The 15687-nt window shown below is 53.7% G+C and carries 18 protein-coding genes and 1 tRNA gene; 15 read left to right on the plus strand and 4 right to left on the minus strand.

The features are described from left to right. Nucleotides 1-47 precede the first annotated feature (47 nt). The 3 genes from CRO33_RS00095 to CRO33_RS00105 all read left to right on the plus strand — a co-directional run bounded on the left by CRO33_RS00095 (nucleotide 48) and on the right by CRO33_RS00105 (nucleotide 1808). The gene (locus CRO33_RS00095) at nucleotides 48-923 is read left to right on the plus strand and encodes a helix-turn-helix domain-containing protein (RefSeq protein ID WP_097116541.1); all 876 of its coding nucleotides are present in this window, start codon (nucleotides 48-50) and stop codon (nucleotides 921-923) included. 172 nt (nucleotides 924-1095) lie between these two features. Continuing rightward, nucleotides 1096-1368, plus strand: a complete 273-nt coding sequence (locus CRO33_RS00100; protein ID WP_097116542.1) for a hypothetical protein — start codon at nucleotides 1096-1098, stop codon at nucleotides 1366-1368. A 161-nt stretch (nucleotides 1369-1529) separates the two neighbouring features. Continuing rightward, nucleotides 1530-1808, plus strand: a complete 279-nt coding sequence (locus tag CRO33_RS00105; protein ID WP_097116543.1) for a hypothetical protein — start codon at nucleotides 1530-1532, stop codon at nucleotides 1806-1808. A gap of 119 nt (nucleotides 1809-1927) precedes the next feature. Here CRO33_RS00105 and CRO33_RS00110 read toward each other — a convergent pair. Together CRO33_RS00110 and CRO33_RS00115 are read right to left on the minus strand one after the other, a co-directional pair. After that, nucleotides 1928-2002: transfer RNA gene (locus tag CRO33_RS00110), tRNA-Arg, on the minus strand. Between the two features lie 86 nt (nucleotides 2003-2088). Beyond that, entirely contained in the window at nucleotides 2089-3009 is a 921-nt protein-coding gene (locus CRO33_RS00115; RefSeq protein WP_097116544.1) for a formate/nitrite transporter family protein, read from the minus strand. 244 nt (nucleotides 3010-3253) lie between these two features. Here CRO33_RS00115 and ccmA point away from each other — a divergent pair, with 244 nt between their 5' ends. From ccmA to mlaA, 10 genes are read left to right on the plus strand one after another with little or no spacing between them, the layout of a single operon-like run. Then, a complete protein-coding gene (gene ccmA / locus CRO33_RS00120) occupies nucleotides 3254-3868 on the plus strand; it encodes a cytochrome c biogenesis heme-transporting ATPase CcmA (protein ID WP_097116545.1) in 615 nt (204 codons plus the stop codon). Next, a complete protein-coding gene (ccmB, locus tag CRO33_RS00125) occupies nucleotides 3868-4527 on the plus strand; it encodes a heme exporter protein CcmB (protein ID WP_097116546.1) in 660 nt (219 codons plus the stop codon). The genes ccmA and ccmB overlap by 1 nt, the downstream gene beginning before the upstream one ends. 57 nt (nucleotides 4528-4584) lie before the next feature. Further along, a complete protein-coding gene (locus tag CRO33_RS00130; protein WP_034825278.1) occupies nucleotides 4585-5325 on the plus strand; it encodes a heme ABC transporter permease in 741 nt (246 codons plus the stop codon). After that, complete coding sequence (gene ccmD, locus CRO33_RS00135) at nucleotides 5322-5555, plus strand: heme exporter protein CcmD (RefSeq protein WP_034825187.1); 234 nt, start codon at nucleotides 5322-5324, stop codon at nucleotides 5553-5555. The genes CRO33_RS00130 and ccmD overlap by 4 nt, the downstream gene beginning before the upstream one ends. After that, nucleotides 5552-6037 (plus strand): cytochrome c maturation protein CcmE, encoded by a 486-nt coding sequence (ccmE, locus tag CRO33_RS00140; RefSeq protein WP_034825185.1) that lies wholly within the window; start codon nucleotides 5552-5554, stop codon nucleotides 6035-6037. The genes ccmD and ccmE overlap by 4 nt, the downstream gene beginning before the upstream one ends. Beyond that, nucleotides 6034-7992, plus strand: a complete 1959-nt coding sequence (locus CRO33_RS00145) for a heme lyase CcmF/NrfE family subunit (RefSeq protein WP_045831554.1) — start codon at nucleotides 6034-6036, stop codon at nucleotides 7990-7992. The genes ccmE and CRO33_RS00145 overlap by 4 nt, the downstream gene beginning before the upstream one ends. After that, nucleotides 7989-8546 carry a DsbE family thiol:disulfide interchange protein gene (locus CRO33_RS00150; protein WP_038645648.1) on the plus strand — a complete coding sequence of 186 codons (558 nt, stop codon included), beginning with the start codon at nucleotides 7989-7991 and terminating at the stop codon, nucleotides 8544-8546. The genes CRO33_RS00145 and CRO33_RS00150 overlap by 4 nt, the downstream gene beginning before the upstream one ends. After that, the gene (locus tag CRO33_RS00155; RefSeq protein ID WP_034825179.1) at nucleotides 8543-8998 is read left to right on the plus strand and encodes a cytochrome c-type biogenesis protein; all 456 of its coding nucleotides are present in this window, start codon (nucleotides 8543-8545) and stop codon (nucleotides 8996-8998) included. Before CRO33_RS00150 ends, CRO33_RS00155 begins: the two co-directional genes overlap by 4 nt. Continuing rightward, nucleotides 8998-10209, plus strand: a complete 1212-nt coding sequence (ccmI, locus tag CRO33_RS00160) for a c-type cytochrome biogenesis protein CcmI (RefSeq protein ID WP_097116547.1) — start codon at nucleotides 8998-9000, stop codon at nucleotides 10207-10209. The genes CRO33_RS00155 and ccmI overlap by 1 nt, the downstream gene beginning before the upstream one ends. Nucleotides 10210-10244: 35 nt before the next feature. Continuing rightward, nucleotides 10245-11012 (plus strand): phospholipid-binding lipoprotein MlaA, encoded by a 768-nt coding sequence (mlaA, locus tag CRO33_RS00165; RefSeq protein ID WP_045813678.1) that lies wholly within the window; start codon nucleotides 10245-10247, stop codon nucleotides 11010-11012. Nucleotides 11013-11047: 35 nt separating this feature from the next. Here the strand turns inward: mlaA and CRO33_RS00170 are convergent, their stop codons facing one another. Continuing rightward, nucleotides 11048-12559: an MFS transporter gene (locus tag CRO33_RS00170; protein WP_097116548.1), complete on the minus strand. Its 1512-nt coding sequence runs from the start codon at nucleotides 12557-12559 to the stop codon at nucleotides 11048-11050. Between the two features lie 107 nt (nucleotides 12560-12666). Between CRO33_RS00170 and CRO33_RS00175 the strand changes: the two genes are divergently transcribed. Next, entirely contained in the window at nucleotides 12667-13563 is an 897-nt protein-coding gene (locus CRO33_RS00175) for a LysR family transcriptional regulator (protein WP_097116549.1), read from the plus strand. A 45-nt stretch (nucleotides 13564-13608) separates the two neighbouring features. Here the strand turns inward: CRO33_RS00175 and fadL are convergent, their stop codons facing one another. Next, nucleotides 13609-14892 (minus strand): long-chain fatty acid transporter FadL, encoded by a 1284-nt coding sequence (fadL, locus tag CRO33_RS00180; RefSeq protein ID WP_097116550.1) that lies wholly within the window; start codon nucleotides 14890-14892, stop codon nucleotides 13609-13611. A gap of 358 nt (nucleotides 14893-15250) precedes the next feature. On the opposite strand from fadL, the gene CRO33_RS00185 reads away from it, so the two are divergent. Continuing rightward, a complete protein-coding gene (locus tag CRO33_RS00185) occupies nucleotides 15251-15547 on the plus strand; it encodes a YfcZ/YiiS family protein (protein WP_072226461.1) in 297 nt (98 codons plus the stop codon). The last annotated feature ends 140 nt before the right edge of the window (nucleotides 15548-15687 follow it).

Below are 15687 nucleotides of genomic sequence, written 5' to 3' on the forward strand. Positions count from 1 at the left end.
GGAGATCCGTAAACTGTGCGTTATTAACTTGTGAGTGGATGCCTTTGATGCCCGATTATCAAACCTTCGACATGCTGCAGCGCCATAAAGCGCAATTGCGCGATAGCGTGCAGCTTTCGGGTGGCATCAAGTTGGCGGCCTGGTTTAATAGTGGCGATCGTGTCACTAATCTTAGCGATCACCATACGCTCAGCCTGTATACCGCTGATGGCTATGACACCTGGCATAAAACTCAGCATGGTTGGCGCAACGGCGGTGGTCCGGATCGCTTCTGCCTGATGCCTTCTGGTATTGAATCCACCTGGGATTTACGCGCCGATTTGTCGTTCGTACATCTCTACTGTACTGACGAGCACTTGCGTCATCTTGGCGAACAAATTTGGGATCGCAGCCCCGCCCAACTTAACCTGCATGAAAAGATCTTTGCCGACGACGATCGCATCACGCAACTTTATCGCCATTTCCTGCTGAGCGTTGACTGGCAGCAACCCGCCAATCAATTGATGCTGAGCAGTGCCTCAACGTTGTTAATGACGCATCTTTTGCAGCGCTACAGTGAAGTGCAGTGGCAGGCGCCACAGGTGCGCGGCGGATTAGCCCCCGCGGTATTGCGGCGCGTGTTGGCTTTTATTGATGCACAGTTGGATCAGCCGTTGACGCTGGCGCAATTAGCTGCGGAAGCTTCATTGAGTGAGTATCACTTTGCTCGCATGTTCCGCAGCAGCGTGGGCGAAGCGCCACATCAGTTCGTGATGCGTCGTCGTATGGATACCGCACTGCAACTGCTAAAGTTCAGCGCTCTGCCGTTAACTGAGATCGCGCTGCGTTGCGGTTTCCACTCTTCCAGTCACTTCAGTAACCGTTTCCGCCAGTTGCATGGTGTCACCCCTTCCGCATGGCGCCAAAACGCGCACCAGCTTTGATTCCGCTGTAATTACCTGAAACAGCCAGTTTCTACCTTCGAGAAACGTATCAGATTCATTCACTCTCATGCTAATTGTGATGAACTTTTCTTAGCCTTAGATACAATGCCATCCATTAACATGTTGTTTTTGATGTAATAATTACATGTTTAACTTATGCGGAGTGGTAACGATGGAAATGCGCGTTTCAAAGCTTGAAGCCGATGTATTTGAAATGAAGGCAGATATTAAAACGTTGAAAACCGATATGGAAACGGTGAAAACCGACCTGGCGGTGATCAAGTCTGACTACGTAACGAAAGCCGATTTACATCAGGAAATCGCTGAAACTCATGTAGAGATCGCCAAAATTCACATAGAGATGACCAAACAAACCAAATGGATCCTGGGTGGAATAATGAGCGCAGCTGGACTCAGCTTAGGTATAGCGCGCTGGCTGTTTTGAGGGATTAGACCTAAAGCCAATATGAGGGAATGATGAACACTGCAAGCTGCCCTTCGTCACATCCAACGTCCATTCAGATTCGCATGTTTACCAGGAGTAGATTTCTGCCTGGGGATGGCATTGCTTATGATCAGAATTATAGTTACCAGGCTGGAGGAAACATGCTTGAAGTGCGCGTTGTAAAACTTGAATCTGACGTCAGTCATATTAGACGTGACGTTGAAGAGCTAAAGGCCGATGTAAAATCAATCGATAGAAACATGGCTGCCGTGCTTGAAAAACTAGAAGGTCTCAAAGAGTCACTCGCTAAAAAGCCTTTGACAGATGCAGTTGATAAAAAGATCTCTGAAGCGAAGTTGGCTGTTTTACTCGGTGTTCCAGCCTTAATCGCTATTGGCACTTCGGCCTACAAGTTGATAGCGCATTTCTATTTCTCATGAAGACCCGTAGCCGTCTTGGTTTAGTTAAACCCACCGCCACTCATCGAAAATCTTTGCGTGCCAATGATTCGGCGATTGCCTGATATAAAGGGGGATGAGGAGGGCAGCGAACGGCTATATGGTGTCCCCTGCAGGAATCGAACCTGCAACTAGCCCTTAGGAGGGGCTCGTTATATCCATTTAACTAAGGAGACGCGGCGCGCAGTATAGCGTACCGACCAGCAGAATTTAACCGTGTAAATCCTGTTTGCTCAATCTATCAACAATGGCGTGCCACAGATCACTGTTGTTTCTTCTGCGCTTTCTCTTTGCGCTTCTGTTCCGCCTTCGCTTTGGCCTTCGCCGCCTCGCTCATATCGTTGCGAATTTGTGCGTGGCTTATCAGTGCAAAAATCAACGTGCCGCCGGTGATATTTCCCAGCAGGGTAGGCAGCGCAAACGGCCAGAGAAACTCCTGCCAGGGCAGTGTGCCGGCAAACACCAGATACAGCACTTCTACTGAACCCACCACGATATGGGCCAAATCTCCAAGCGCCACCAGCCAGGTCATCATCACGATCACCACGATTTTGGCTGCTCCCGCGTAAGGGAACATCCAGACCATGGTGGCGATAATCCAACCTGAAATCACGGCATTGGCAAACATTTCGCTGGGGGAGTTGTCCATCACCTTTTCGCTGATCACGGTGAAGGCCTGGCGAGTTGCCTCGTCAAAAATCGGCATATGATTAAACGCCAATGCGCCGAGCGCCGTACCGATCAAATTTCCTGCCAGCACTATGACCCACAGACGAAATAACAGCATAAAATTACCGCCGGTGGGTTTGTGCATCACCGGTAATACGGCGGTAACCGTGTTCTCAGTGAACAGTTGCTGGCGCGCCATAATGACGATGACAAAGCCGAAGGTATAACCCAGATTCTCCAGCAGGAAACCGCCTGGCACATCGGCCAAATGCACATGGAAAATCCCTTTGGCCATCAGCGAAGCGCTCATGGAGAGCCCCGCAGCCACGGCAGACCATAATAAGGCCATGCCGTCGCGCTCTAGCTCTTTCTCGCCATCCTGGCGGATCTCTTCATGAATGGCAGCAGCCCGTGAGGGCAGGGCATCTTCATCCACTTCTATCTCTTTCCCCTGGTCCTTTTCGTCGCTCTCGACATCATTGTCATGTTCTGAAATGGATGGTGATTGCTTCATGTTTTCCCCTGGTGATAATGCTAACGCGTAATAAGCGTAGACGGTTTTATCAAGAGCGAAATGTTACGAAGATTCAATTTAAGAGTAACAAGATTTTAACTGAGGCGATTTTTTGCGCAATTCCTTGATCTGATGCGCACGAATACCCCCTTTGGGGGAAGTGAGAGCTACCTCACAGACTTCGGCCCACAGATTCATTGTGGTATTATCCCCGCCTTATTTCACAGCTGCGATTCCCTCTTTCATGCTCGAAGTCATTAATCTCTCATGCGTTCGTGATGAGCGAACCCTGTTTCATGGTCTGAGCTTCCAGGTGCAACCGGGTGACATTGTGCAAATTGAAGGCCCTAACGGGGCAGGAAAAACCTCACTGCTGCGTCTGCTGGCTGGATTAAGCCGGGCAGAAGAGGGCGAGGTGATGTGGCAATCGCAGCCGATTCGTCAGCAGCGCGAAATATGGCATCAAAACTTGCTCTATCTTGGCCATCATCCTGGTGTGAAGTCGGTACTCTCACCTCTGGAAAACCTGCATTTCTGGCACGGCGATCGTGATGAAGAAGTGATTTTCGACGCGCTGGAGCAGGTGAACTTGCTGGGATATGAAGAGGTGCCGGTTGCGCAGTTGTCCGCAGGGCAGCAACGGCGTGTAGCCCTGGCTCGCCTGTGGCTCAGCCCGGCAAAAATCTGGATTCTGGATGAACCGCTCACGGCCATTGATAAAGGCGGCGTGGAAAAATTAATGGCGCGTTTCGCTGAACATGCCGATAACGGAGGCGCAGTGATTTTGACTACCCATCAGGATTTGCCTGATGAGAGTGAACGCGTGCGCAAAATCCGCCTCATCTCGGAGTGGGTTTGATGTTAGGTCGCGTGATTCAGCGTGAGTTGAAAATTGCATTTCGCAGCGGTGCCGAGGTGATTAACCCGCTGTGGTTTTTCCTGATTGTTATCACGCTGTTTCCGTTAGGTATCGGGCCGGATCCTCAGCAACTGGCGCGCATTGCGCCAGGCGTGGCGTGGGTTGCGGCATTGTTAGCCTCACTGCTGGCGCTTGAACGACTGTTCCGTGATGATTTTCTGGATGGTTCGCTGGAGCAACTACTTTTGCTACCGACACCGTTGCCCGTCACGGTGCTGGGAAAAGTGATTGCTCACTGGCTGATTACGGGCTTGCCACTGATTTTACTGTCGCCTCTGGCGGCACTCCTGCTGTCACTGGATTTTGCTGGCTGGCGCGCGATGGCGCTGACGCTTTTACTCGGCACGCCAACCTTGAGTTTTCTTGGTGCGATTGGCACCGGTCTGACCGTTGGGCTGCGGCGTGGCGGCGTACTTCTGAGTTTACTGGTATTGCCGTTGTCGATACCTGTTCTGATCTTTGCCAGCGCGGCCATCGATGCCGCCGGTCAGGGATTGCCGATCGGAGGCTATCTGGCAATTCTTGGCGCGATACTGGCAGTGAGCGCAACACTTTCGCCGTTCGCAACTGCCGCGGCTTTGCGCATTAGTCTGCATTAATCCGTGCTGCCCCAGAGCCGCCGGTATCCGAATTCTTTTTTATTGTGAGCTATGCAAATGTGGAAATGGTTACACCAGTGGGCAAAGCCTGAGCGGCTTTACCAGCTATGCGGTCGCTTAATTCCGTGGTTCGCCGTGCTTGGCGTGGCAACGCTGCTGCTTGGTTGGGTGTGGGGCTTCGGCTTTGCACCGGCCGATTATCAGCAAGGCAACAGCTTCCGTATTATGTACATTCACGTGCCAGCCGCGATGTGGTCAATGGGCGTTTACGCATCCATGGCGATTGCCGCGTTTATCGGCCTGGTGTGGCAGATGAAGATGGCGGATCTGGTTTCGGCAGCGATGGCGCCTATTGGTGCGGTGTTTACTTTTATCGCGTTAGTGACGGGTTCCGCCTGGGGCAAACCGATGTGGGGCACCTGGTGGATTTGGGATGCGCGCCTAACCTCGGAACTGGTGCTGCTGTTCATCTATATGGGCGTGATTGCGCTCTATCACTCGTTTGAGGATCGTCGCACCGCCGGTCGTGCCGCAGGCATTCTGATTCTGGTGGGCGTGGTTAACTTGCCCATCATCCACTTCTCGGTACAGTGGTGGAACACCCTGCATCAGGGATCGTCAGGCATTTTGCAGCAGGCAATTGCGCCGAGTATGCGGACGCCGCTGCGTTGGGCCATTCTCGGTTATCTGCTGGTGTTTGGCGCGCTGACGCTAATGCGCCTGCGTAACCTGATCCTGTTCAGCGAGCGCCATCGTCCATGGGCGATCGATGTGGCTCAGGGAGGGCGCAAAGCATGACACCGGCTTTCTCATCATGGAGCGACTTCTTCGCCATGGGCGGCTATGCCTTCTATGTCTGGCTCGCCGTCATCCTCACGTTAATCCCTTTATTCGGTCTGGTGCTGCATACCCTGTTGTTCCGCCGCCGTTTGCTGGCAGAAATTCGCCAGCGTCAATCCAGGGAGCGCCGCATTCGCGCGGCCAAGTCGAAAAAAGCTGCCAGTGAAGCAGCAGGAGAAACCGTGTGAATATCCGTCGTCGTAACCGCCTGTATGTGGTGGTCGCGATTTTGGTCGGCTTAGGCCTGGCCACATCGCTGGTGATGTATGCGCTGCGTTCCAACATTGACCTGTTTTACACCCCGAGTGAAATTCTGTACGGCAAAGGTGAAGCGCATCAGATGCCGGAAACCGGGCAACGTCTGCGCGTCGGCGGCATGGTGATGCCTGGCAGCGTGAAGCGCGATCCGAAAACGCTGGCTGTCTCTTTCAAGCTGTATGACGCCAACGGCGTGATCAGCGTAAGTTACGAAGGCATCTTGCCGGATCTGTTCCGTGAAGGGCAGGGCGTGGTGGCGCAGGGCGTGCTGGAAAGCGGCAACCTGGTCAATGCCAAAGAAGTGCTGGCAAAACATGACGAAAAATACACCCCGCCAGAAATTGAAGATGCGATGAAGAAAAACCACACAGGACCTGCAGCGACTTATCAGCAGGCAGGTGCTCAATCATGATGCCGGAAATTGGCAGCTTTCTGCTTTGCCTGGCGCTGGGACTCGCGCTGCTATTAAGTATTTATCCGTTGTGGGGCGCAACGCGTCAGGATGCACGTTTGATGGCGATGGCACGTCCGCTGGCGTGGGGCATGTTCGCCTGTATCGTTGCCGCCTTCGTGGTGCTGGTACATGCGTTTATCGTTAACGATTTCAGCGTGGCCTATGTCGCCACCAACTCCAACACCCTACTGCCGGTTTACTACCGCATCGCGGCCACCTGGGGCGCGCATGAAGGTTCACTGCTGCTGTGGGTGCTGTTGCTCAGCACCTGGACGGTAGCCGTCGCGATTTTCAGTCGCGGCATGCCGCAGGATGCACTGGCGCGCGTGTTGTCAGTCATGGGGATGATCAATCTCGGCTTCCTGCTGTTTATTACGCTCACCTCGAATCCGTTTACCCGAACCCTGCCGAACTTCCCGGTTGATGGCAGCGACCTCAATCCGATGCTGCAGGATATCGGGCTGATTTTCCATCCGCCTCTGCTTTACATGGGCTATGTCGGTTTCTCGGTGGCATTTGCGTTTGCAATTGCGTCATTGATGGCAGGGCGCCTCGATACCGCATGGGCGCGCTGGTCACGCCCGTGGACCACCGCAGCCTGGGTTTTCCTGACCATTGGTATCGTGCTCGGTTCTGCGTGGGCCTATTACGAACTGGGCTGGGGCGGCTGGTGGTTCTGGGATCCGGTCGAGAATGCTTCGTTCATGCCATGGCTGGCCGGTACGGCGTTGATGCACTCGCTAGCGGTGACAGAAAAACGTGGTAGCTTCAAATCCTGGACGGTGCTGCTGGCGATCACGGCATTCTCATTAAGCCTGCTGGGCACTTTCCTGGTGCGTTCAGGCGTGCTGGTGTCAGTGCACTCATTTGCTTCCGATCCGGCGCGCGGCATGTTCATTCTCGCCTTCCTGGTGATCGTGATTGGTAGCTCGCTGCTACTTTATGCCATCAAAGGTGGCAAGGTGCGCAGCCGCGTGCAGAGCGAAGCCTGGTCACGCGAATCCTTCCTGTTGGGTAATAATGTGCTGTTAATTGCGGCCATGCTGGTGGTGCTGCTGGGCACGTTGTTGCCGTTAGTCCATAAGCAGCTTGGACTGGGCAGTATTTCTGTCGGCGAACCCTTCTTCAACACCATGTTTACCTGGTTGATGGCACCATTCGCTCTGATGCTCGGCATTGGGCCGCTGGTGCGCTGGCGTCGCGATGAGCCGCAGAAGTTGTGGAAACGCCTGGGTGTCGGTTTGCTGGTCACACTGATCTTGTCGATCGCGCTGCCGTGGCTGCTGCAGGACCGCATTGAAGCGATGACAGTGATTGGCTTGCTGATGGCGATCTGGGTGATTCTGCTGACGCTGATGGAACTGCACGAGCGCGCTACCCATCGCCACAGCTTCTTCAAAGGTCTGCGTCATTTAACCCGCAGCCATTGGGGCATGGTGCTGGGTCATTTAGGCGTTGCCGTAACAGTGGTGGGTATTGCTTTTAGCACTCAGTACAGCGTTGAGCGCGATGTGCGCATGAAGTCAGGCGATACCGTGGATATCCACAACTATCACTTCATTTTCCGCGACGTACACAATTTGCAGGGACCGAACTACAGCGGCGGTGTCGCCATTATCGATGTGACGCGTGACGGAAAATTTGAAGCGGTACTGCATGCTGAAAAACGGTTCTATACCGCAGCCCGTACCATGATGACCGAAGCGGCAATCAGCGGTGGTTTCACTCGCGATCTCTACGCGGCATTGGGCGAAGAGCTGGATGACGGTTCCTGGGCGGTGCGCATCTATTACAAACCGTTCGTGCGCTGGATTTGGTTCGGCGGCGTGTTTATGGCGGTCGGCGGCCTATTGTGCCTGCTGGACCCACGTTATCGTTCGCGCAAAAAAGCGCAGCAGGAGGAGCTGGCATGAGCAAGAAAATCCTGTTCATCCCGTTAGTGCTGTTTCTGCTGCTGGCGGCGGCGCTGTTGTGGCAGTTGTCTCGCAACGCTAATGGGGATGATCCCACGCGTCTGGAATCGGCGCTGATTGGTAAGCCGGTACCGGTTTTCAAACTGGAAGCGCTCGATAAGCCGGGCAAAATCTACGATCAGCAAGTTCTGACCGACGGCAAACCGATCCTGCTCAATGTCTGGGCCACCTGGTGCCCGACATGCCGTGCTGAGCATCAGTATCTCAACACGCTGGCCGAGAAGGGCATTCGCGTCGTCGGGCTGAACTACAAAGATGATCGCACCAAAGCGGTCACCTGGTTGAACACGCTGGGCAACCCTTACGCGCTGAGCCTGTATGACGGTGACGGCATGTTAGGGCTGGACCTCGGCGTCTACGGTGCACCCGAAACCTTCCTGATCGACGGCCATGGCATTATTCGTTATCGCCACGCGGGCGATATGAATGACCGCGTGTGGAACGAAGAAGTGAAACCGTTGTGGGACAAATACAGTAAAGGGGCGGGCGCGTGAAACGGCTTCTTTTGTTAATCGCGGGCATTCTGCTCAGCACCAGCCTGTGGGCTGCCATTGATACTTACCAGTTCGATTCGGTACAGCAGGAAGAGCAGTACCGCGATCTCACCGGTTCACTGCGTTGCCCTAAGTGTCAGAACAACAGCATTGCCGACTCCAATGCGATGATTGCCGCGGACATGCGTCTGAAAGTGTATGAGCTGATGAAGCAGGGCCAAAGTCGCCAGCAGATCATCGATTACATGGTGGCGCGCTACGGCAACTTCGTCACCTATGAACCACCGGTTACCCCTTCAACGCTGATTTTGTGGGTGGGGCCGGCGCTGTTTGTGGTGCTGGGCGGCTTGATTATTATTCTGCGCAATCGCCGGGGGAAAACCCGTAGCGATCTCGACGACGATGAACAACAGCGCCTTGCGGCGATTCTTAAGCGTGACGGGAAGCCGTAATGACTGGATTCTGGATTACCCTGATTATTTTGCTGGTGGCGGCCTCGGCGCTGTTTCTCAGTGCAGGCTGGCGTCAACGTCAAGCCACTAGCGGCGATCGCGATCGTCTGAATACCGATTTCTACCAGCAGCGCCTGCGCGAATTAGCGCGTGATGAAGAGGAAGGCGTGGTTGCCGAGCGCCCGGAGATGGTGCGTGAACTGCAACAAACGCTGCTCACCGATGTGCCGAACGAGCACGCCGCGCGCATCCATAGCAGTAGCCGTTGGGTGCTATTGCCGGGACTGATTGTATTGTTGCTGGTGTCGGTTGGCTTTTACCTGAAGACAGGTGGACTGGCGCAACTGGCCGGTTGGGTTAGCGTGCAGCAGGAATACCCCCAGTTGCGCGCCCGTGTGATGGATCCCAAAGCGGCGCCCTTAACCATGGAAGAGTTGGCTCGCCTACAATTAGGGTTGCGCACCGCTCTGCAAGACGATCCGCAAAACCTCAATGACTGGACGATGCTGGGCCGCCTTGGCATGGTGCTGAATAACGCGACGAATGCCAGCCAGGCCTTCCAGCGCGCATTGCAACTGGCACCTGATAATCTGGAACTGCAGCAGGATTATGCCGAAGTCCTGACGCGCTCCAGCGATCCGCAGGACAACCGCCAGGCCAATGTGATGCTGAAAGATCTGCTAAAACGCGATCATAGCAACGTGCGCACCCTGAGCTTGTTGGCATTTAATGCTTTTGAGCAGCAGCAATATGATCAAGCGATTGGTGCCTGGCAGGTGATGCTGAAGCTTCTGCCCGCGGGTGACAAGCGCATTACCATGATAGAGCGCAGCATTGAACAAGCGAAAACTGATGCGGGACAGCAAAATAGTCACCTGGCATTGACGGTGAGTTTAACTCCGCAGGCAGAAAAAATGTTACCGCAAGGCGGAGTGTTGTATATTTCTGTGTCTGACGGTGTTTCACCGGTGCCTGTGGCTGTGAAGCGTTTACCGCTGAGCCATTTCCCGTTATCGCTCACGCTGGATGACAGCAACGCAATGATGCCCGATCGCCTGCTTTCGGCGCAGCATCAGGTGCAGGTCAGGGTGCGTATATCGCGCGATGGTAGCGCCAATCCTCAGTCGGGAGACTGGTTTGGCTTAAGCGCGATCACCCCCTGGGATGGTCATCAGCAACTGGCTGTTGAGATTAATCAACAGCAGCCCTGAAGCGATACACTATTCAACCGCACAGGGAGATAAGAATGAATAACCGCCTGACCGGTCTGGCGCTGGCCAGCTTGCTGCTGGTGGGATGTGCCAGTTCCAAACCGGCCGATCCAACGCAGCCTGCCCAGCGTAGCGATCCGCTCGAAGGCTTTAACCGCACCATGTTTAACTTCAACATGAACGTGCTGGATCCTTATGTGGTGCGCCCGGTTGCGGTTGCCTGGCGCGATTACGTGCCGGTGCCTGCGCGCAGTGGTATGAGCAACTTCCTCGGCAACCTGGACGAACCGGCCAGCATGCTGAACTCGATTCTGGTGGGTGAACCGCGCCAGGCAGGAATCCACTTCACGCGTTTCTTCCTCAATACCGTATTGGGCTTGGGCGGATTTATCGATGTGGCGGGCAAAGCGAATCCTGAATTGGCGCGAGAAGTCCCGCACCACTTCGGTAGCACGCTGGGTCGTTACGGTGTGGGCTACGGTCCTTATGTGGTTCTTCCGGGTTATGGCAGCTTCACGGTGCGTCAGGATGGCGGCGACTATGTCGATACGCTTTATCCGGTACTGAGTTGGCTGACCTGGCCGATGTCGATTGGTAAATGGACACTGGAAGGTGTGGAAACACGTGCACAGCTGTTGGATTCCGACGCCATCCTGAAACAGCAGCAGGATCCCTATGCGTTTATCCGCAACGCCTACTTCCAGCGTAATGATTTCCTCGCCAACGGCGGGAAGTTAAAACCGGAAGAGAATCCGAACGCCAGTGCGATTCAGGATGATTTGAAGGACATCGATTCGCAGTAAAATTGAATGGCGGCTTTCTCAGCCGCCATTGTTTTTTATTCCCGTTTGACGGGTTGCTTTAGCAAAATCCCCACCGCATTTGCGCATCCGAATGTGATGGCTGCCAGGCCATAAAGCAGTATCTGATACGCATGCTGCACGTTGAGTCTCAGCAGTGATGCGGAAATCTGCGGCAGTAATTCCTGTGCTTGATGAATATGACTTCCGGATAACCACACGGCAGCGTTGTCACGCGTGACGACATCCACGTCTGGTAAGCGCTGCTGTAGACCAAAGCGATTGAGCAGTGCCAGCATCGCCATGACGATCGCCAAAGCAATGCCTTCTCCAGCCACGCGCACGGTATTAAACAATCCCGCAGCCATGCCTGCGCGATCTACGGATACCGCCGAGACGGCGAGGCCATCCATTAATCCCCATGGCAAGGCGGCTCCCGCACCAGTGATGACCATGGAAAAGGCAAGTAGAGTCAGCTCATTCAGGGTGATGGCATACCCCATGCCGAACAATCCAAGCGTGGCCAGCAACAGGCCTGCTACCGAAATTTTACCCGCATCAAACCAACGCGTTAATCCAGCCGCAACGCTGGGGAACAGCAGCATCGGTGCCGTCAGCGACAGCAAAATAATTGCGCTCTGGGTTTCGCTGACATGACGTGCGCCCATTAAAAAAAGTGGGATAACGATCAGCAAAACCACATAGCAATAGCAGGTGGCCACAGGCAACAGCAACACCCCAGCAAAGTGCGGCTGACGTAGCAATGACAGGCTAAACACGGGATGGGCGATACGCTGCGTATGGCGAATGAAGCGCCAACCCGCCAGCAACGTCACGACAATGCCGACGATCGCGGCTGAGGACGATACGCCATATTGGGGTAACAGGATCAGCGTGGTGGTGAGCGCAAGGAGAGCGAGACTAAACAATGCCGTGCCGCGAATATCTGCCGGTGGGGAATGTGTTGCTGGCGCGGACACCACACTGAACTGACCCACCAAACCCACGATGGCCGCCAGAGTGGACAGCAGCGCATACACCCAACGCCAGCTGAATGCATCGGTGATCACGCCCATTAACAGTGGACCAAACGCCAGCCCGACGCCAAATAGTGTGCCGAGCAAACTAAATGCCCGCGTGCGAGCCGGTCCACTATAAAGATGGGCCAGTGCCGTTGCTCCGCCGGCCAACGTAAGTGCTGCGGCGATGCCCTGTAATGCACGATAAATACCGAGGGTAAAGGTGCTGTCTGTTAGGGCAATCAGCAATGAGCTGAGGGAGAAAAGAGCCAGCCCTGCGATGAACACCCGCTTGTAACGCAGTTTGTCTGCCGCCACACCCGCCGCCAGCAAGCCGCTGCCGAAGGTCAACATAAAACCGTTAGTTAACCATGCCAGCGATAGCGGCCCACCGTGTAAGGCGTGGCTGATGGCGGGAGTGGTGACCACGCCGCCAGTAAAACTTAATGGGAGTAACAGTGCCGCCAGCAAAATAGCCAGGGTTGCGCTAATCCTGACGCCTGTCAAAGAGGGAGAACTGATTTCTGCCATCGTTTATCTCGCAAATGTTGGGATAGATGACGCCGCATATTATTGAGGATATAAAAGGGGATAAATGGGGTTTGGCTCCAGACTTTGCGGACAAAAGGTTTCTTATCATGGACAGTATTTCGGCATTAACCTCCTTTGTGCGCACGGCTGAAACGCTCAGTTTTGTGCAGGCGGCGCAGCAACTGGGAATTTCTGCTTCGGCAGTGGGGAAAAATGTTGCCCGGCTTGAGCAACAGTTGGGCGTGCGGTTGTTCAACCGCAGTACGCGCAGCGTGAGCCTGACGGTTGAAGGTGCGTTGCTATTGGCACGCACGCGTCCCATTTTGGAACAGCTGCGTGATGTTGAGGCCGAGATGACTCAAACGGTGGCGCATCCGAGCGGTAAACTGCATGTGTCGCTGCCAGTGGTGGGATATCGACTCATCACGCCACTGTTGCCTCAATTTAGTCAGCTCTATCCTGATGTTGAATTGGATTGTGATTTTAGTGATCGGCTGGTCAATGTCATCGATGAAGGTTTTGACGTCGCGATTCGCAGCGGCGAGATGCAGGATTCACGTTTACAGGCGAGAGCGTTGGGGCCTTTTCGTTTTGTGCTGTGCGCCAGCCCAGCCTATATTGCCGCGTACGGCAGGCCAGCATTAAGCGCAGATCTTATCGATCACCACTGTATCCTTTTCCGCTTTCCCGCCACGGGATTGATTCAACATTGGGAGCTGGACGATCTGCGGGTGACGGGGGATTTCCAACCCGTAAAAAAGCTGACGGTGAATAACATTGAAGCCATGGTGCAGAGTACGCTGGCCGGAATGGGGATCAGCTATGTGCCGGATTTCGTCGTCCGGGAATTACTGGACCAGGGCGAGTTGATTGAAGTGCTGCCGGGAAGCTGTATCCGCGAAAGTGGTTTTTCGGCCATTTGGCCAGGGCGTTATTTATCACCGCGCGTACGTTGTTTTATCGATTTTCTGGCAGAACACTGGCCGGTGTCGCGCCGGCAATAAAAAACGGCGACATCACTGTCGCCGTTTTTAACACTGTTTTCAGCATCAGAACTTGTAGTTAAAGTTCGCGCCGTACAGCCAGGCTTTACCTTCGGAGTTAAAGGTGTAAGGGCCTTCTTTCACCGTGACTTTCTGGCCGTGCATGTAAGAGATACCAAGGTCGACTGACGCATTTTCGTTGAAGGCGTAAGAAGCACCGGCACTCAACCACAGACGGTCCTGATCCGGAATTGAGATTGAGCGTTTATCGGCAGGAACCGGGCTGTCATCAAACGCGATACCAGTACGGAACGTCCAGTTATCGTCGTAGAAGTAAGTGGTACCCAGCGCGATGCGATACGCATCCTTGAAGCCTTCATCTTTATAGAACAGCGTCTGACCGTTGCTGCCCGTGGCCTTCAGCTCCTGGAACTGGCTCCAGCTGGTGTAGGTCAGGCTATAGTGTACGGCCCACTGTGGTGCCACTTTATGCCAGCCCGACACTTCCCACATCTCTGGCAAGTTCAGCGTGAGTGAACCCGGAATGGTCTGGCCGCTGGTGCCGTAAGGCAGACCTAAAGCAATCGCCTGCGGTGTACCGTTGTAAGCGGTGGGAATGCTGCTCTTGTAATCGCCGTCAAAGTCAATTTTGACTTCTGAACGATAGGTGAAGCCGAAGCGGTTGTTCTTATCCACTTCATACAGGATGCCAGCGTTCCAGCCGTAACCCCATTCATCACCTTTCAGGTGGGCAACCTGAGTATCCGCTGGCATGCCGACGCGAGCGCCGGCTTCACCCGCATAACGTTCGATTTTTGCTTTAGCGTAAACCGCATCAAAGCCAACACCAAAGCTGAAGTGCTCATTCAAACGATAAGCGGTGCTAAGGTTAAAGTTACCGGTCATCAGGTCGGTTTTACCACCGTAACCGCCAGCGGTGTAACCGTCATTGAACTCTGTCGCCAGACCATAGTTAGAGGTGACGGATGCGCCTACCCACCACTGATCGTTAATCGGATGAACGTAATGGAGGTTAGGGATCCACTGATTCGGTGCGATGTTTTTCGCATTCAGGCTGTTGCCGGTTGGGCTCTGGCCGCTGATATCCACTTCTGGATCAATATAAACGGTACCGATGGAGAAAGAAGGGCGATCCATCAATGCCATGGTCGCCGGGTTACGACTGGCAGATGCGGCGGTATCGCCCATCGCACCTTCACCCGAATAAGCACGACCTAAACCAATTGCTGAGAATTCATTAAGTTGAAAGCCTGCGGCGTAAACCTGGGAAGAGATAAGCGCCAATGCAGCTGCCACAGCTGACTTTGCAAACAGGTTCTTATGGTTCATGACCACAACCTCATCTAGATTTATTATTAAACGTTGTTACGTCGCGTAACAAAGGACGGCGGATTGTAGGGACTGATGACAAAGGCACATATCAGACCAGTGCGACGAGTATAGGTCTGACCTGTGTATTTGTTGCAATAATGTTTTTTAAATATTTCCGATTTGATCGATAAAATCAGATCTGCTTAACAAAATCTTGTCGATGCCCATCTAGCATAGCGGTCAAATTTGTTCTGGATCAATTTTTAGTGTGATATTCGTCACTTAGCCGCTGAGAGATAGAAGCCAGGCCGCGCGGGGCGTACACTTTGTGTCAGAAAATGATCCGATTGTGTCGATTTATCGTCAGGAGAAAACAATGACTGATGCCATTAAAAAATGCAGTGCCACGGAAACGGCGGCGTGCTGCTGCGTAGATGTAGGCACCGTAATGGACAATACCGATTGCACGGCGAGCTGGTCTGGCGCTTTTGCCGATCGTCATGCGGCTGAAGCGATGCTGAAGCACCTGACGGACAAAGCGCGTCAGGTTGAATCCGAGCCTTGCGAGATTCACGCAGAATTCGTTGAAGAAGCGCCAGGGCTTCGCCTGAATGTTGATTTCACTTTTGCCTGCCAGGCCGAAACCTTGATTTTTCAACTCGGCTTACGCTAATCCTGTCGCTGCCGGAAGCCCTTCCGGCAGCGTTTTCTCTTTTTCGTGTCTTCCCTCGCACTTTTTTTCTTCTGTTATTGGCGACTTAGCAACACCTGGTTAACACTGATGATCAGGTCAGACCTGTTTGGCAATGATGC

The sequence above is a fragment of the Pantoea sp. GL120224-02 genome (assembly GCF_900215395.1).
Lineage (GTDB): Bacteria > Pseudomonadota > Gammaproteobacteria > Enterobacterales > Enterobacteriaceae > Pantoea > Pantoea communis.

Excerpts from the sequence above, each read along its gene's own strand:
- CRO33_RS00105 (WP_097116543.1), top strand. The coding sequence starts at position 1,530 with ATGCTTGAAGTGCGCGTTGTAAAACTTGAATCTGACGTCAGTCATATT.
- CRO33_RS00170 (WP_097116548.1), bottom strand. The coding sequence starts at position 12,559 with ATGGCAGAAATCAGTTCTCCCTCTTTGACAGGCGTCAGGATTAGCGCA.
- CRO33_RS00175 (WP_097116549.1), top strand. The coding sequence starts at position 12,667 with ATGGACAGTATTTCGGCATTAACCTCCTTTGTGCGCACGGCTGAAACG.
- CRO33_RS00095 (WP_097116541.1), top strand. The coding sequence starts at position 48 with ATGCCCGATTATCAAACCTTCGACATGCTGCAGCGCCATAAAGCGCAA.
- CRO33_RS00150 (WP_038645648.1), top strand. The coding sequence starts at position 7,989 with ATGAGCAAGAAAATCCTGTTCATCCCGTTAGTGCTGTTTCTGCTGCTG.
- CRO33_RS00185 (WP_072226461.1), top strand. The coding sequence starts at position 15,251 with ATGACTGATGCCATTAAAAAATGCAGTGCCACGGAAACGGCGGCGTGC.
- ccmA (WP_097116545.1), top strand. The coding sequence starts at position 3,254 with ATGCTCGAAGTCATTAATCTCTCATGCGTTCGTGATGAGCGAACCCTG.
- ccmB (WP_097116546.1), top strand. The coding sequence starts at position 3,868 with ATGTTAGGTCGCGTGATTCAGCGTGAGTTGAAAATTGCATTTCGCAGC.
- CRO33_RS00145 (WP_045831554.1), top strand. The coding sequence starts at position 6,034 with ATGATGCCGGAAATTGGCAGCTTTCTGCTTTGCCTGGCGCTGGGACTC.
- CRO33_RS00115 (WP_097116544.1), bottom strand. The coding sequence starts at position 3,009 with ATGAAGCAATCACCATCCATTTCAGAACATGACAATGATGTCGAGAGC.
- fadL (WP_097116550.1), bottom strand. The coding sequence starts at position 14,892 with ATGAACCATAAGAACCTGTTTGCAAAGTCAGCTGTGGCAGCTGCATTG.
- ccmD (WP_034825187.1), top strand. The coding sequence starts at position 5,322 with ATGACACCGGCTTTCTCATCATGGAGCGACTTCTTCGCCATGGGCGGC.
- CRO33_RS00130 (WP_034825278.1), top strand. The coding sequence starts at position 4,585 with ATGTGGAAATGGTTACACCAGTGGGCAAAGCCTGAGCGGCTTTACCAG.
- mlaA (WP_045813678.1), top strand. The coding sequence starts at position 10,245 with ATGAATAACCGCCTGACCGGTCTGGCGCTGGCCAGCTTGCTGCTGGTG.
- CRO33_RS00100 (WP_097116542.1), top strand. The coding sequence starts at position 1,096 with ATGGAAATGCGCGTTTCAAAGCTTGAAGCCGATGTATTTGAAATGAAG.
- ccmI (WP_097116547.1), top strand. The coding sequence starts at position 8,998 with ATGACTGGATTCTGGATTACCCTGATTATTTTGCTGGTGGCGGCCTCG.